This is a genomic window from Clostridium tagluense (assembly GCF_003865095.1).
GTDB classification, from domain to species: Bacteria; Bacillota; Clostridia; order Clostridiales; family Clostridiaceae; genus Clostridium_AD; species Clostridium_AD tagluense.
The window spans coordinates 32,029-49,046 of record NZ_BHYK01000001.1; the positions used below are offsets into that span (position 1 = coordinate 32,029).

Annotated in this window: 13 protein-coding genes and 1 other annotated feature; of the genes, 10 read left to right on the forward strand and 3 right to left on the reverse strand. The window is 29.5% G+C overall.

From position 1 onward, the window contains the following. Window positions 1-121: 121 nt before the first annotated feature. Complete coding sequence (locus Ctaglu_RS00185) at window positions 122-1,681, forward strand: hypothetical protein (protein ID WP_124996861.1); 1,560 nt, start codon at window positions 122-124, stop codon at window positions 1,679-1,681. Between the two features lie 75 nt (window positions 1,682-1,756). Here the strand turns inward: Ctaglu_RS00185 and cls are convergent, their stop codons facing one another. Next, window positions 1,757-3,211: a cardiolipin synthase gene (cls, locus tag Ctaglu_RS00190; protein WP_124996863.1), complete on the reverse strand. Its 1,455-nt coding sequence runs from the start codon at window positions 3,209-3,211 to the stop codon at window positions 1,757-1,759. Between the two features lie 213 nt (window positions 3,212-3,424). On the opposite strand from cls, the gene Ctaglu_RS00195 reads away from it, so the two are divergent. The 3 genes from Ctaglu_RS00195 to Ctaglu_RS00205 all read left to right on the forward strand — a co-directional run bounded on the left by Ctaglu_RS00195 (window position 3,425) and on the right by Ctaglu_RS00205 (window position 7,712). Then, the gene (locus Ctaglu_RS00195; protein ID WP_185732549.1) at window positions 3,425-4,942 is read left to right on the forward strand and encodes a YiiX/YebB-like N1pC/P60 family cysteine hydrolase; all 1,518 of its coding nucleotides are present in this window, start codon (window positions 3,425-3,427) and stop codon (window positions 4,940-4,942) included. Window positions 4,943-5,037: 95 nt separating this feature from the next. Further along, the gene (gene truA, locus Ctaglu_RS00200) at window positions 5,038-5,775 is read left to right on the forward strand and encodes a tRNA pseudouridine(38-40) synthase TruA (protein ID WP_124996867.1); all 738 of its coding nucleotides are present in this window, start codon (window positions 5,038-5,040) and stop codon (window positions 5,773-5,775) included. Window positions 5,776-6,032: 257 nt separating this feature from the next. Beyond that, window positions 6,033-7,712, forward strand: coding sequence for a PAS domain-containing sensor histidine kinase (locus Ctaglu_RS00205; RefSeq protein ID WP_124996869.1), 1,680 nt, complete (start codon window positions 6,033-6,035; stop codon window positions 7,710-7,712). Between the two features lie 104 nt (window positions 7,713-7,816). Here Ctaglu_RS00205 and Ctaglu_RS00210 read toward each other — a convergent pair whose 3' ends face one another. After that, on the reverse strand, window positions 7,817-8,002 hold the full coding sequence (locus Ctaglu_RS00210; protein WP_124996871.1) for a hypothetical protein: 186 nt from the start codon (window positions 8,000-8,002) through the stop codon (window positions 7,817-7,819). Window positions 8,003-8,111: 109 nt separating this feature from the next. Then, on the reverse strand, window positions 8,112-8,972 hold the full coding sequence (locus Ctaglu_RS00215) for a putative ABC transporter permease (RefSeq protein ID WP_124996873.1): 861 nt from the start codon (window positions 8,970-8,972) through the stop codon (window positions 8,112-8,114). Between the two features lie 171 nt (window positions 8,973-9,143). Between Ctaglu_RS00215 and Ctaglu_RS00220 the strand changes: the two genes are divergently transcribed. From Ctaglu_RS00220 to Ctaglu_RS00245, 6 genes are all read left to right on the forward strand, one after another. Further along, on the forward strand, window positions 9,144-9,719 hold the full coding sequence (locus Ctaglu_RS00220) for a nucleoside recognition domain-containing protein (protein ID WP_124996875.1): 576 nt from the start codon (window positions 9,144-9,146) through the stop codon (window positions 9,717-9,719). A gap of 50 nt (window positions 9,720-9,769) precedes the next feature. Beyond that, a complete protein-coding gene (locus Ctaglu_RS00225) occupies window positions 9,770-10,300 on the forward strand; it encodes a spore maturation protein (RefSeq protein WP_124996877.1) in 531 nt (176 codons plus the stop codon). A 193-nt stretch (window positions 10,301-10,493) separates the two neighbouring features. Continuing rightward, a complete protein-coding gene (locus Ctaglu_RS00230) occupies window positions 10,494-11,219 on the forward strand; it encodes an ABC transporter ATP-binding protein (protein ID WP_124996879.1) in 726 nt (241 codons plus the stop codon). Continuing rightward, the gene (locus tag Ctaglu_RS00235; RefSeq protein WP_124996881.1) at window positions 11,212-12,876 is read left to right on the forward strand and encodes a putative ABC transporter permease subunit; all 1,665 of its coding nucleotides are present in this window, start codon (window positions 11,212-11,214) and stop codon (window positions 12,874-12,876) included. Before Ctaglu_RS00230 ends, Ctaglu_RS00235 begins: the two co-directional genes overlap by 8 nt. Window positions 12,877-12,959: 83 nt before the next feature. Then, window positions 12,960-13,194, forward strand: a binding site (T-box leader). A 149-nt stretch (window positions 13,195-13,343) separates the two neighbouring features. Next, on the forward strand, window positions 13,344-15,284 hold the full coding sequence (gene metG, locus Ctaglu_RS00240) for a methionine--tRNA ligase (RefSeq protein WP_124996883.1): 1,941 nt from the start codon (window positions 13,344-13,346) through the stop codon (window positions 15,282-15,284). Between the two features lie 188 nt (window positions 15,285-15,472). Beyond that, window positions 15,473-16,990, forward strand: coding sequence for a DUF445 family protein (locus tag Ctaglu_RS00245; RefSeq protein ID WP_124996885.1), 1,518 nt, complete (start codon window positions 15,473-15,475; stop codon window positions 16,988-16,990). The last annotated feature ends 28 nt before the right edge of the window (window positions 16,991-17,018 follow it).

Consider the following 17,018-nt stretch of genomic DNA (forward strand, 5'->3'; position numbering starts at 1 on the left):
CTGAAAAATAACAACGAAGTGGTTAGTTTCGCAAGAAATTAACCACTTCGTTAATATTTAAGTCAATTATGGGGTGAAAAATCTAAAGGTTTACAATGAAATATTAATGGGGGGCAAAAGAATGAAAAAGAAGATGTATATAATAAGTTTTATAGTATTGTTTTTTGCAATAATAGGTTTCCAATACAAAGTGGAATATGATATAAGGAAACAACCACCATCTGATAAATGGAGTAAAGAGGTTGCTATATCTAAAGGGAATATAACATGCTTTCCTAAAATATTAAAGAATGATAAAAATAACATTGTAGCCTTTAATGATGGAGGGAAGTTACAACTTGTAGTAACAGATGATTTAGGAAAAAAAGTAATGGAAAAAACCTTTGAAACTAAGGATACTTTAGTTAAAGAGGTGAATTTATTAAAAGGGCAAGGGGAGGTTTATCTTAGTTACAATTCTTATGATAATGGTGCCAACAATTTAAAAATTATAAAATTGGATAAAGAACTAAAGGAGTTAAATAGAACGAAAATAGAAAATATAACGGAGACCTATCAAATAGGTGAAGATATTTTAATAATGGGTTATAAAGATAAAATTCAAGTATTAGATATGGCTAAGAATGCTAAGATGAATTTTGATATAAAGGGTGCGAGCTTATTTTCAGGTGTTAAAACTGAAAGTGGATGTATATTTACATACTATAATGGAAAAGACGGATTTAGTTATATAACTATAAAAGATGGAGTAGCATCATTGCCTAAATTAGCAGGAGTACTTAATAAAAGCGATTCTATGACATTCATGAATACTGCTACCTCAAGCGATAGTAAAAATGGATATTTGTTAATTGAATACAGTGTGCAAGGAGAAATTGTAGGGACTAGAATTTTAGAATTTGCTCTGGATGGAAGCAGTAAAAACTCTAGTGAACTGTATATTGGTAATAATAGAAATATATATAACGTGGTTGGAAATAACTCCAAAGAAGGGGCTAGATTTTTTGCCACAACTGATAGGATATTTGGGACTAAAGATAGGCAGCGCAGTATAGTTGACTTTATTTTAAAAGATAATAAGGTAGCTAGCTATAGCTTTGCATCTAGACTATCAGGACTTACTACTTATCCTGGCATAAGTGGAGATACAATTGCGTACGCCAGTTACAATAAAGAAGATGAATATGGGATTTATATAGGATCACAAAATGAAAGGTTTAAGAAAGCTAATAATATACATTTAGCAGTAGAAACAAAGCAGACCAGATTAAATACTCTACAGGGGATATTATATAGTTTTGTTTATATAATATATCCTATTAAATGGACAATACCTGTAATCATGCTAATATCTATTATAACTTTTTTCTCTTACAGTTTTTCAGACAAGAAAAAGAAATTATCTTTCATACTTATTTCAATTGTAAGCTTTGCATTAAAAACCTCAACTGTATTAAGTAACTCCTATGGAGATAATTTATATTTACTTCCACAAATTTTATCACAAAAATGGGTTGCAGTATTGGTTGGTGTTGTTATAAGTACAATATGCTATTCCTTTGGATATAAGCTTTATAAAAAAGATTTAGAAGCAATGCCAATTGGTAAATTTGGTATAGCTTTAGTATTGGATACAATATTAACTATGATGATATTTGTACCTTTTTTTATTACATTTTAAAACCTAATATAGTATGTTAGGCGCTCTTAAATAAAAAATACCACAAACATTAAAAAAGTTTGTGGTATTTTTTATTTATAGTATAGGAGAAAGCAATCTTGAAACAGATTCCTTGAACTTAACGATAAAACTTCTATTAGTATATTTCTGGAGAGTTAGCTCCTCACAAAACTTTAAATCATCATTAAAAAAATCATCTAGCTTAGAAGTTATATTTTTATCATATATAAAGGCATTAATTTCAAAGTTTAAAGTAAAACTTCTAATATCTAGATTGGCAGTACCTACAGAGCTTATAGAGCCATCAATAGAAAGGAATTTACTATGAAGAAAACCCTTAGTGTAGGTATAACATTTGACACCAGATTCTAATAACTCTCCCATATATGATGTGGAAGCCCAATACACAAAGGGATGATCTGGTTTACTAGGTATCATAATACGCACATCTACTCCAGATAAAGATGCTATTCTTAAAGCCTCTAATATACTGTCATCTGGAATAAAATAAGGGGTTTCAATATAAATATTTTTTTCAGCTTTACTAATCATTTTTAAATAACCATTTTTAATAGAATTGAAAGTGGAATCAGGACCGCTTGAAACCATTTGAAGACCGGTTTTCCCAAGGTGGGTCCTCCGTGGAAAATATTTGCTATCAAAAACAGAATCTTCATTGGAAGCAAATCTCCAATCCATTAGGAAGTGCAATTCCAATGCATCTATTGAATCTCCTTGTATGAATAAATGGGTATCTCTCCAAAAACCAAACCTTTTAGAAAGTCCTAAATATTCATCACCAATATTAAAACCACCTATAAAGGCATACTCCCCATCGATAGTGCAAATTTTACGATGATTTCTAAAGTTTACTCTAAGATTTATATAGGGAAGAAATGGTGGAAAGAAACATGCAACTTTTCCGCCAGCTTCAGTTAAAGAGGCGAAAAAAGATTTAGGAACTTTGAGGCATCCCATACCATCATAGAGTAATTTTACCTCTACGCCTTGTTTAGCTTTTCTACATAGAATATCAAGAATAGTATTTCCTAAATTATCATTTTGGAATATATAATACTCCATATGAATATATACTTTTGCATTTTCAAGATTTTCTTTAAGCTGATCAAACTTTGATTTGCCATCAATAAATATAGTTACTTGGTTATTATTAGTGTAAAAGGCATTATCACTACAAAGATTAAGTTCCATCATATCAGAATATTTACTCAAAAAAGGATTAGTTTTAATTAGTGATTCATTGTTTAAATATTCTTTTTGTTTATCAATAATTGAGGTGAGATTTTCTTTTTCTTCTTTTTTTAGCAAAAACATTCTTTTCTTTTTTAAATTTTGACCAAGAAATAAGTATAATATAAACCCTATGCTAGGTAAAAATAGTAGAACCATAAGCCAAGTCCATGTGCTTGCAGGGTTTTTTCGTTCAAAAAAGACAACTGCTAAAGCAAAAATGATATTTATAAAAAATAACAAATTGAAAAAACGTAATAATAGTTCACTTGTAAACATATGAGCCTCCAAAAATTCGTTATATAACATAACTATAGTATACATATAAAAGTGCATAAAGAAACATGTAAAAATAAAATATCTATATTACCATTGAATATTTTTTAAAAAAAATAAATAATTCAATTTTATAATTTATATTAGTAAAGGAATAGTGAGTTATATGGTATAATAATATTAAATTGCAAAAGTCAATTTATGGGGGATAGGGGTATGGGCGTAGTTCATAGCGAAGTTAATGAGGAAATAAGCCAATCCTTAGAGCTTATAAAAGAATTAGAGCATGTGGTAAGTGAGATTCAAAAAAATGAAGTCTTATTTAGTTCTGACATTCAAAATATGTCCTTAGCGAACAAACTGAGTATATTAGATAAATGGGTTAGTTACGTAGGATGTTATAATAGACTTAATGAAATCAGGAAAAAATATAAGAATGAACTTATATTAAAAGGTGAAGAAGATTCACACATTAAATTTAAAAATATATTGTTAATTTATGCTTCTACCATAGCAATACGAAAAAACTCTATATTATTGGCCAGCATAATAGATAAAAACAAGTATCTGGAGTCAATGTTAAATGAAAGTAGGCCTGAATACAATATTAACAAAAAACAATATTATTACATTACACAAGAAATTACAGAAATTTCTTATATGATATCTTTGTTTAGAAATAAACACTACTTCGATTTTATGGTGAAATACTATGAAGTTTCTGGGTATGAAAGAGAATTATTAGATTATGCAAGTTATAATTATTTAAATCTAATTAAGCTTGTTAGAAATCATAGAAGTATTGTTTTTAACAACATGATCCAATTTTTTGGAAAAAATGTTTTTGATTTTTGGTTCCCATTTCAAAAATGGGTTGCTATAAGTATTACTGGAGTAGATTATTCTAGTAGAAAAGAAAAGTATGTTAGCGATGAAGATATTAATATTATAAAAGGTGAATTGCTACCAGGTGATGTACTTTTAAAGAGAAATAATTACCAATTAACCAACATGGGATTACCTGGATTTTGGACTCATTCTGCTATTTATATAGGCCGCTTAGAAGAATTAGATAAGTATTTTGAGGACATGCCACTAGGGGATTATTTGTGTGTGTCAGATTATTTAAAAGTAATATATCCTAAAGTATACCATAGTTTATGTGGAGAAAATAATAGACAATATATTATAGAAGTTATTGCCCCTGGTGTGGTAATAAATTCTCTAGAAGTTATTGCAAAAGTTGATTATTTTTCTGCACTACGCCCTAAACTATCAAAGGAAGACAAATTAAAAGCACTATTTGTAGCCTTTGAATATTTAGGAAAGGCATACGATTATAATTTTGACATTATGACAGATAACGCTTTGTTTTGTAGTGAGCTAATTTATAAGTCTTATTTATCTTCAAGTAATAAGAAAGGGATTACATTTATATTAGAGCCAAAAGCAGGGAGATTATTACTTTCACCTAATAGTATTATTAAAAAATTCGATGCAGAATTTAATAGTGAAAATGCAGAACTTGATTTTGTACTATTTTATGATGGTAGTGAGAGAGAAAGAAAAGCTGTAAGGAAAAGTGCAAAAGATTTAAAGACAACTTGGAAGTTGAATAAGTGGGCAATTGTAAAGCGTAGGATCATTTTAAATACGGAAACAAGGTATCCTGTAGTAAAATTTCATTCAGCAGTATCAAAGTTAAGAATTATTTTATATGGTATGTTTTATTAATCGTGATATATGTATATAATATAAGATATGTATTAAAAGACACAGTTAAAATATTAGATTAAACTCTAAAATAGAAAGTAGGATAAATAATAAATATGAGAAATATAAAAATTGTAATAGAATATGATGGTACTAAGTATAAAGGATGGCAAAGACTTGGAGACAGTGACAATACTGTGCAACACAAAATAGAAACTGTTTTAAGTAAGATGGCTGGAGAAAATATTGAAATTACAGCTTCAGGTAGAACAGATGCAGGAGTTCATGCAACAAATCAAGTAGCAAATTTTAGAATAGACGCTGAAATGCCTACACATAAGATGCGTAGTTATTGCTACGAATATTTACCGGACGACATTGTAGTTAAGACAGTGGAAGAAGTAGATTTAAATTTCCATGCTAGATACAATGCCAAGGTTAAAAAATACGTTTATAATATATGTAATAACAAGGCACATAATGTATTTAATAGAAAATATGAATATCATATACCACAACCTCTAAATGTTGAAAAAATGAGAAAAGCAGCAGGATATTTAATAGGAGAACATGATTTTCAAAGTTTTACAACACTTAAAACTAAGAAAAAATCTACTGTCAGAAACATTTATACTATAAATATTGTGAATGAAGATGGAAATGTAGAAATTAGTATTCAAGGAAATGGGTTTATGAAAAATATGGTAAGATTAATAGTTGGAACTCTTGTTGAAGTAGGCCTAGGTGAAAGACCAGCAGATGGAATCAACGATATTTTAGATAAAAAAGAAAGAAAATATTCAGGACACATTGCACCAGCTAAAGGATTATTCCTAGAAGAAGTTAATTATTAAAAACTTAGCGGTTACTAGGTCATAATTTATATAATAACAGTAAATGGTTATAAAAAATAAATATAATATTGATACCTCTCATCCAAATGTGTTAAAAATGGATGGGAGGTATTTTTGCGGGTATTATTAAATAAATATCAAATGTGAAATATAATATAGTAATATTTATAAATACAAGCTTTACTATAATATTGTATTGCTGTATGATAATGTTATAAAATATATAATATCTAATTATAGTACGAAGGCGGTAGGGTGTGGAAAACTTGTGTAATAATATTAGTAATACTGAATATTTAAAATTCAAAGTAATGGATAATATAAAAAAAAATGGCTATAGCAATAATTATTTAGGTGAAAAGTTTATTTCCATTCTTGCTATAAAAAAAATATCTAGTTGTATTGTTGACTTTATTGAAGGTGAATATGTTTTAGAAAAGGTCATAGGGTATAATGAAATATCACATATTATTATTAATAATATGCTTAAATATATTCAAGTGCAAGGCACTGAAAAGCTTAATATTGGATTTATTATAAGAACATTTAAGTGTTATAGAAATTCATATATTGATGTTGTTTTAGAAGAAGGCTGCAATAATAAAGTTAAGCTGAAAATTACTAATTATATAGAGCGATTTTTTGATGAATTAGAAATAGTAGCTTGCAGTCAGGGGTTAAGTAGCAGTAAAGTTAAGAAAACTGAAGATGCGTTAATAGAAAGTGAAAACCGATATAAAAAGCTTTTGGAACTTATGCCGGATGCTGTGTATGTAAATGACAATGGGAAGATTGTGTATACAAATAAAGCCGGTGCTAAATTAATGGGATATTTAGAGCCAAAAGAAATATTAGGAAAATCATCATATGAACTTTTGGAAATTGATGATTATAGTAAGACATTAATAAAGCAACAAGAGGATATTACTATGAGAAGTGGATATTTACCTCCAGTTGAAAGAAAATATTTTAGGAAAAGTGATGGCAAATTTTTGGAGGTAGAGACTACGTCTACAGTAATATCATATGAAGAAGAAAAAACAATTTTAAATATTACAAGAGATATATCTGAGCGTAAAAGAATAGAATTTTTAAAACAAAAGGTTAGACAAAAAACATTTTTATTAAATAAAACTATTGAATATAATAAACTCAGAACAGAATTTTTTGCAAATATATCTCATGAATTACGAACACCACTAAATATGATACTAGGAACCATTCAACTGGTAAATATTACAAATAATGATAAGAACTTAATAAACCCTAATATTAAGGTTGAAAAATATATGTCTATTATAAAGCAAAATTCTTATAGATTATTGAAGTTGGTAGATAATCTTATAGATATTACAAAAATCGATGCAGGCTACCTAGATATTAGTCTACAAAATGATGACATTGTGAAAGTTGTAGAGGACATAGCACAATCTGTAGTAGAATATGTTGAGAGTAAGGGCTTAGAACTTATTTTTGATACGGATATTGAAGAAAAATATATGGCCTTTGATGCAGATAAGATAGAAAGAATTATGTTAAACCTAATATCAAATGCTATTAAATTTACTAAACGCTGTGGACGAATATATGTTAATATATATGACAAACAGGATACTATAGTAATAGCTGTAAGGGATACAGGAATTGGCATACCACTAGAAAAGCAAAAGGAAATTTTTGAAAGGTTTAGTCAGGTTGATAAATCACTATCTAGGAAACAAGAAGGTAGTGGTATAGGGTTATCTTTAGTAAAGTCATTAGTTGAAATGCATAAAGGAAAAATTTACATTAACAAAAAAATAACTAAAGGTAGTGAATTTATAATTGAACTGCCAGTTAAGGTTTTAGATAGTATAAAAGAAAGCAATGAAAATTACAATGCAGCCGAAAATTATATTGAAAGATCGAAAATCGAATTTTCTGATATATACTCATAAAAGCAATTAAGGGACTAATGTCATTAGTCCCTTAATTGCTTTTATGAGTATAAATATAAACTAGATATTTATTTCAAGATACTTTTTATATTTGGATTAGTGAATTAAAGTATACCTTCATTTTTTAATATATCTTCAATTTCATCAACTTTTTTAGAAAGAATATAAAAGCTTTCTTTTAATACATTTTTGGGAAGAGGGGTTTCCTTTATAGTTTTTTCTAGGGCTTCTATAGTTTCTAGTGCATCATCAATGCCCTTTTGTGCTAGTTTTATGTTTGTTTCTTTCATTTTTTAATCTCCTTTAACTTATGTTATTTTTTAATATATATATGTTCTAATGTTAATGACCACTAATTTGGAATTAATAAAAAATTTTATTTTATGGAAAATAACAAAATCACATTTTCTTATTCTTGTAAACCTTGTTTTTAATATCTTTTAAAATGGAATCTAGCCCCTTGAATTTTAAGTCTGGAAAAGCTTTTATAAGTCTTGAGTAATCAGGATATTTTTTAATAACCAAGGAGTCATATTTTAATTTCAATTCTTTTACAATATTTTCAATTTCAGATTTCTTCTTACTTACTTTCATTTCGGCACTTTCTATTAATCCATCCAACATAATTTTAAGTTCAGATATGTCCTTAGTATTCCCTAAATTCAATTTGAAATCTGAAAGTTTCTCAGTTAATTCTGAATATACTGCATTTATTTGGTTTAACAGGGAGCGCAATTTATATATTGTTATTACAGTAATTGTAAAATCTGCAACGAAATATAGGAGAATAATATAGAAAAGTATTATGCCGGGTGTAGGTGGTATTGAATTTACTATATAAGCAATATATGGATGGACTACCTTCAAAATAAACATGGAAACAAGCCCCCATATTATAGAAAAGGATAAGCAAATCCTTCCATGAAGATTATAGGGTTCGTCACTATAATCCCACCAAGTACTATTAAACGTAGTTTCTAGAATATATCCTGTTATGTATTCTAGAAGAGAAGTTAAAATTACTGAACCTAAAAAGAGAAAAATATAATTAGATTCTATAGGTTTTAGTAAAACAATTATTGATAGTGTACCAAAACCATAAATAGGGCAAAAGGGACCATGGAGGAAGCCTCTATTAACAAATTCATTTTTCTTTATTGTAGCGTACACTGTTTCAAGGCACCATCCCATAAAAGAATAGATAATAAAATAATAAAAAAGTGTAAATACACTAAAATTTAATAAAGGTACATTAATCATATAGTAACTCCTTTTTCCATTGTCAATTGTATATGCAACAAGAAAATAATAACACAAAAAAAGTTTTTTTTATAGTATATGCAACTAATAAAATATTAATATATGCAATTATATAGAAATGGATACATATATATTAATGAAACACTGATTTAAATGCTAGGGGGAAAATGTATGATTAATATTATTTGGTTTTTAATTCTATTCCTAGGTATAATTATTGGGATTTTTACAGGAAAAGCAGAAATTCTATCAAAGGCTGTTATTTTAGGAGCATCTAGTGCGGTTGAACTCGTAATAGGTCTGCTTGGAATGATGTGTCTTTGGTGTGGCATAATGAAAATTGCTGAAAAAAGTGGATTAACTGATAAACTGGCAAAGGTACTTAGGCCAATTTTAAAACTTATATTTAAAGAAGCTGGAAAAAACCAGAGCGCAATGTCTAGCATTACTATGAATTTAACAGCAAATATGATGGGGTTATCTAATGCTGCCACTCCTTTTGGTATAAAAGCTATGGAAGAAATGCAGAAAATTAATAAGGTTAAAGATACAGCGAGTAATGACATGGCATTATTTTTAGTTTTAAATGCTGCCTGTATTCAGTTTCTTCCTACAACAGTGATATCTATAAGAGCTGCTTACAATTCACGAAACCCAGCGATTATTATACTGCCAGCTATAATTGCGACGGGTACTGCTGCGATTTTAGGCGTAGTTTATTGTAAAATTTTACAACGGTATTTTTAATTTGAAATATTGCTATTAAATTTAAATGGGGTAGGTGAAATGGTGTGATTTTGAGTAATTTACTATCATATTTATTAAAGGGTATAATTCCAATTATTATTGGATTTGTAGTAATATATGGAGTTATTAAGAAGGTGAAGGTATACGAGTGCTTCGTTGAAGGAGCAAAGGAGGGAATAAGTATTTGTCTTAGGATTTTTCCATACCTTCTAGCTATGATTATAGCTGTTAATGTATTTAGAGCTTCTGGGGCTTTAGACTTTTTTATTTATTTAGTAAAACCCGTTGTTGTGCTTATTGGACTTCCACCGGAGGTTGTTCCTCTGGTTTTAATAAAACCTCTTTCAGGAAGTGGAGCCCTAGGAGTATTTACTGACATCATAAAACAATATGGTGCAGATAGTTACATAGGACGGGTTTCATCTATAATAATGGGCTCAACGGAAACAATCTTTTATACTTTGACAGTATATTTTGGAGCAGTAAATATAAAAAAAATTAGACACACCTTATTCGCAGCTATACTAGCAGATATTACAGCAATTATAATGGCAGTTAACTTAGCCAAGTTTTTCTTTTAGTTGAATTTTAAAAAGTTAAACAATTACATAATAAGGAAACAATTATAGGATATATTGTAAAAAAAAAGAAAGTATGATAACATAATAGGTGTGTTAATTTGCTGAAAGATTAGTAAGCTAGAAAATATACCATAAGAGTAGATAACAATTAATAATTGTTATCTACTCTTATGGAATACAGGAGGGTTAAAATATGATTGAAATTACGAATGTAAACAAAAGTTACAATGGCAAGAATAAAGCTGTAGACAACATAAGTTTAACTATAAGAGATGGAGAAATATTTGGATTTTTAGGTCCCAATGGAGCAGGTAAAACTACTACCATAAAGATGATTACAGGAATATTAAGTGCTGATAGTGGAAAAATCACTATTAATGGAATTGATATAGAAAAAAATGATTTAGAGGCTAAAAAACAATTTGGATTTGTACCAGATAATCCGGACATGTTTTTAAGGCTTAAAGGTATCGAATATTTAAATTTTATGGCTGATATTTATGATGTGCCAAGTATTGTTAGAAAAGAAAAAATTGAAGCCTTAGGAAATAGATTTGAAATGAGTAATGCATTAACGGACCAGATTCAAAGTTATTCTCACGGCATGAGACAAAAGATAATGATTATGGGCGCACTCCTTCATGAACCAGAAGTTTGGATTTTAGATGAACCAATGACTGGACTTGATCCTAAATCTTCCTATGTTTTAAAAGAAATGATGAAGGAACATGCAAATAAAAAGAAAAGCGTATTTTTCTCAACTCATGTTCTAGAAGTAGCTGAAAAACTATGTGATAGGGTTGCAGTAATAAACAAGGGAAAAATATTGTTCTGTGGAACTCTAGATGAACTAAGGGATCATTTTAAAGCAAGTGGGTCCCTAGAGAAAATCTTCTTGGAGATGACTGAAAATGAGTAAATTTATAGCGCTAACTAAGGTGCTATTAAAAACAGGAACTGGATCCTCTAGCAGTAAGAAAAATAAAAACAAGATTAAGGGGCTATTGCTTGGACTAATTTTAGTACTAGCATTCACACCTATGGCAATAGGGTTTGGAGAGTTTATATTTGCGGCCTATGATGGACTACATCAAATTGGTCAGGAAGCTGTTATATTGGGATTTGGACTATCTATTGTTAGTGTCGTTATTTTCTTCTTTGGTATATTTTATGCTATGAGCATATTTTACTTTTCTATGGATGTAGAAAATTTATTACCACTACCTTTTAAGCCTTGGCACATTATGGGAGCTAAATTTACTGTAGTATTAATTTATGAATACCTTACAGAAATTATATTTTTTGCGCCTACACTAATTGCTTATGGGATAAAGAGCGGTGGAGGGGTATTGTATTATATTTATGGAGTTATAATATTTTTACTATTGCCTATAGTACCACTAGTAATTGCTTCTGTAATTAATATGATTATAATGAGATTTACTAATATTGCAAGGAATAAGGACAGGTTTAGATTAGTAGGCGGACTTATAGCTATGGGCTTTGGTGTAGGAATAAACATATATGTCCAGAAGTTTTCACAAGATTTAAGTGGAGCAGAAATTACTGAAATGTTCTCAAAGGGAAATAACTCCCTAGTTGAGTTGGCAACAAAAATGTTTCCAAGTACTAAGATAGCTGTAAATAGTCTGATTAATACTAATAATATTAAGGGTATTATAAATTTAATTTTATTTATAGCCATAACACTGGCTGCAGTAATGATATTTATAATATTAGGTCAAGCATTGTACTTTAAAGGGGTTATGGGAGTATCTGAAACATCTTCAAAGCGGAAGACACTTAGTAGTAAAGAACTTACAAATAATACAACACAAAATTCTTCCTTAAAGATATATATATTAAAAGAATTAAAGATTTTGTTCAGAACGCCAATTTATTTTATGAATTGTGTACTTATGAATTTTTTATGGCCCATATTTTTACTTATACCAATTTTCGCTCAAAAGGGCGGTTCAGGGCAACTTAAGGAATTAACTGGTTTTTTACAAAATGGTAAAAGTACAGGTATAGTATTAGGTGTTTTTTTCGCATTTATGGTTTTTTCATCTTCTAGCAATTCAATCGCAACTACAGCAATATCAAGAGAAGGTAAGAATCTATTTATGTTAAAATATATACCTATGAAATATAAAGATCAGCTTATGGCAAAAGCATTATCTGCAGTAGTACTAGGAGTAGCTGGAATGCTTATGATAAGTATACTTGCTTTGATATTACTTAAATTGCCATTAGATTTAGTTTTATTAATGATTATAGTTGGCTTATTGGGAATATTATTTACATCATTTATAGGTATATTTATTGATTTGAATTTTCCTAAACTTCAGTGGGATACAGAGCAGGAAGCAGTAAAGCGAAATTTTAACGTGATGATTAGTATGATTATTTGCATAGCTTTAGGCGGGCTTACGGTATTTATGATTATCAAGTTTGAGCTAACTAAATGGATAGTATTTGCATTAATAGTAGGGTTATATGGGGTTTTGGATTTACTGTTATATTATCTACTAGGTACAAAAGGCGTAAAAATGTTAAGAAAAATAGAATCATAAAATATTGATGATCTAAGTATAATTTTATGGTTTTAGGATAAAATGTTGACATAGTGATTTATTTGCAATATAATTACCATTAAACAAATGCAATGATGAGAAGAGTAATAAGCTTAAGTGTTAAAAGAGAGCTGAGATAGGTGAAAATCAGTAGCAGGTCAGCTTATGAACATGGTCTCTAAGCAGATTATCTGAATTTAATTATTAGGATAATACGGTTGCAACCGTTATATTGACAGGTGATGATGGTCACCAAATGAGATCTTTATAGTGATGTAAAGATGAATTAGAGTGGTAAAACGTTAATACGTCTCTAAACAGAAAGTTATTTCTGTTTAGAGACTTTTTTTTATTTTTCGGGAACTTATAATATTTTAGGATTATTATAAGTTAAATAACATATTTATATATGTTTTTGTTTTCCTAAAAACTATAAATAATTTTAATTTGAGAGGTAGGATAAAACTATGACTAAAAAAACTTATTACATTACTACACCAATTTATTATCCCTCAGCAAATCTACACATCGGGAATACCTATACAACGGTAGCTGCGGATGCAATTGCTAGATTTAAGAGGCTTATAGGCTATGATGTAATGTTCTTAGTAGGAACAGATGAGCATGGTCAAAAAATTCAAACAATAGCGGAGGAAAAAGGAGTTACTCCAAAAGCGTATGTAGATGAAATAGTGGCAGGCATACAAAATTTGTGGGAAATGATGGATATAAGCTATGATAAATTTATAAGAACTACAGATGATTATCATAAAAAGGCTGTTCAAAAACTGTTTAAGCAGTTATACGATCAAGGAGATATATACAAAGGTTCATATGAAGGATGGTACTGCACTCCCTGTGAATCATTTTGGACAGAAACTCAAGCAGTAGATGGAAAATGTCCTGATTGTGGAAGACCAGTTGAAAAGGCAAAGGAAGAAGCATATTTCTTCAAGATGTCAAAATATGCAGATAGACTTATAGCGTATATTGAATCTCATCCAGAGTTTATTCAACCAGAATCAAGAAAAAATGAAATGTTAAATAATTTCTTAAGACCAGGTCTTCAAGACTTATGCGTTTCAAGAACAACATTTAACTGGGGGATACCAGTGGAATTTGATCCAGGCCATGTTATATATGTTTGGGTAGATGCCTTGTCTAACTATATAACGGCTCTTGGATATAATGGGGAGGATACTTCACTTTATGAAAAATTCTGGCCAGCAGATGTACATTTAATAGGTAAGGATATACTAAGATTCCATACGATTTATTGGCCAATAATGCTCATGGCATTAGAACTACCACTTCCTAAACAAGTATTTGGTCATGGATGGCTTCTTGTTGATGGTGGAGTAAGAATGGCAAAATCTAGAGGGAATGTAGTAGACCCAGTAGTACTAGTTAATCATTTTGGAGTGGATGCAGTAAGGTATTATTTACTTCATGAAATACCATTTGGTTCTGATGGAATATTTACTAGTGAAATATTCATAAAGAAAACAAATTCGGACCTGGCTAATGATTTAGGAAATTTATTATCAAGAACTGTAACAATGATAGAAAAATATTTTGATGGAGTTATTCCAGTGCCTAAAGATATAGCAGATGTTGACAATGAACTTATAGAAATAGCACTTGCAGCACCAGGAAAAGTAGAAAAAGCTATTGACGAACTTAAAATACCTGAAGCATTGGACCATGTTTGGGCACTTATTAGGCGAACTAACAAGTATATAGATGAAACAACTCCATGGATACTTGGAAAGGATGATAGTCAAAAGGGAAGACTAGGTACAGTATTGTACAATTTAGCAGAATCCTTAAGAATGACATCAGTGTTAATATCAGCATTTTTACCAACTACAAGTGGCAAAATAAATGCTCAACTAAATGTAGATAAAATCACATGGGATAGCTTATCATCATTCAATGGAACCAGTGCAGGAACAAAAGTTAATAAAGGCGAAGTAATGTTCCCAAGAATAGATGTGGAAGCTAAAATAGAAGAGCTTAACAAGCTTGTAGAAGAAACTAGGAAAGCAGCACAAAAACCTACTATGGAACCAGTAAAAGAAGAAATTACAATAGAAGATTTTGAGAAAATAGATATGAGAGTTGTTAAAGTACTAGAATGCCTGCCAATGAAAAAATCTAAAAAACTTCTAAAGTTAAAAGTAGATTTAGGCGGAGAAATAAGGCAGGTAGTTTCAGGAATAGCTCAGAACTATAAGCCAGAAGATCTAATTGGAAAGTATGTAGTACTCGTAGCTAATTTGAAGCCTGTTACACTTAGAGGTGAATTATCCCAGGGAATGATAATTGCAGCAGCAACCCCGGATGATAGTAAGCTATTTGCAGTATCAATACCAGGTGAATTGCCTACTGGAAGTACAGTAAGGTAATTCTAATAAAAAAGCATGAAGTGCTAGTAAATTAGGCTTCATGCTTTTATATTTAAAATAGAACAGTCTATTGAATTTTAAGAGGGTTAGATTTACAATAGTAATTGTGACTATTACAGAGAACTACAAGGGTCAAAACAATCCATAATTGTTTTGTACTACAAAGAACTGTGAGGAGGAAAAATAATATGAAATTTCTTATTGGTTCCTTAGTTGGAGCTATTATCGGGTACATAACCAATTGGTTAGCTATAAAAATGTTGTTTAGACCACATAAAGAGGTTAAAATTGGTAAATTCAAAGTTCCATTTACTCCAGGGCTTATTCCAAAGGAAAAGTCTAGAATCGCTAAAAGTGTAGGTGAGAGTATAGGGCAGCATCTTTTGACAAAGGAGACAATTCTGAAGTCATTATGCAGTGAAAATATGAATCAACAATTGGATTTTTGGGTGCAAAGTAAAATTGGTGCTATAGAAAATAGTGATGTTACAGTAGAAAATGAGATAAAGGGCTTATTGGGCGATGAATTTTCTAATTTTATACAAAATACTAATAGGAATGTTTCTAAATTATTTGTTGATTATATAAATGAAGAAGATGTTAAACAAGCTATTGGTAAATATGTAAAAGGACAAATAATATTAGAATTAGCTGCTAAACCAGAAGTGATTTGTCAAAGTGAATTATATAATTCAATAAAAAATAAAGTCTTAAATGCTGCTATTGAGTATAAGGATACAGAAAAATTTTATGGAGAAATAGAAAATATATTAGAAGAAAAGGTAAATGGATTAAAGGTTTTAGATAAGAGCTTTGAGGAGGTTATACCTAAAGGCATAACAGATAATATAAAAGTATATGTTTATGGAAAAAGATATGATATTGCAATGGCAATAAAGAAAATAATTAAAGAAGAAAAGACTAAAAAGAAATTGAGACAAATTGTAGGAGAAACAATAGCAACTAAACTAAATCCAATGATAGCAATGTTTATGAATGCTGACAGTACTTATGAAAAAGTTGTTACGGGTATAAATGAATTCTTAGATGAAGATGAAAACCATAATGATATTGCATTAATGATTAATGATATAATCGATAAATTTTTGAAAAGTTCAGTTTCTAGCGTGTTTTCTGAATTTTCTAAAGAAGGAATTCATGATGGCATAGAGCCTTTAATCCATTTATTCACAACAGAGATTGTAGATGAAAAACTTATTAGAAATACCTTAGATAAGCTTGAGGGTAAGTTTAGCAATTATATATCTATTGAGGCGATGCTAGAAAAAACAGGCATAGATTATAAAAGTGAAATAGAAAAAATTATAAAGAGTCGAATAGAAGCTATGACAGAAAGCAATTCTGTGAAAATAAAAATAGCAGAAATAGTTTCAGTAATGATTAATAGATTGCTAAATGTAGAGATGAAATCAATATTTGAAGGAGAAGGAGATAAATTATCTAAGTCTATTTCTGTAGTAGTTAAAGAATTATACAATAAATTTATAGAGAATAAGGCAGCGGACGTAGTTGAAGTGTTGGATGTTGCTAAGATAGTTGAAGATAAAATCAATGAATTTGATGTAGATTTTTCAGAAAAAATCATACTGGATATTGCTAGTAAAGAGCTAAATGCTATAACTTGGCTTGGAGCACTACTAGGGGCAGTTATGGGATTATTATCTCCTATATTGGGTTCACTTTAACGACATTTCAGAAGGAAAGTTTCCCACG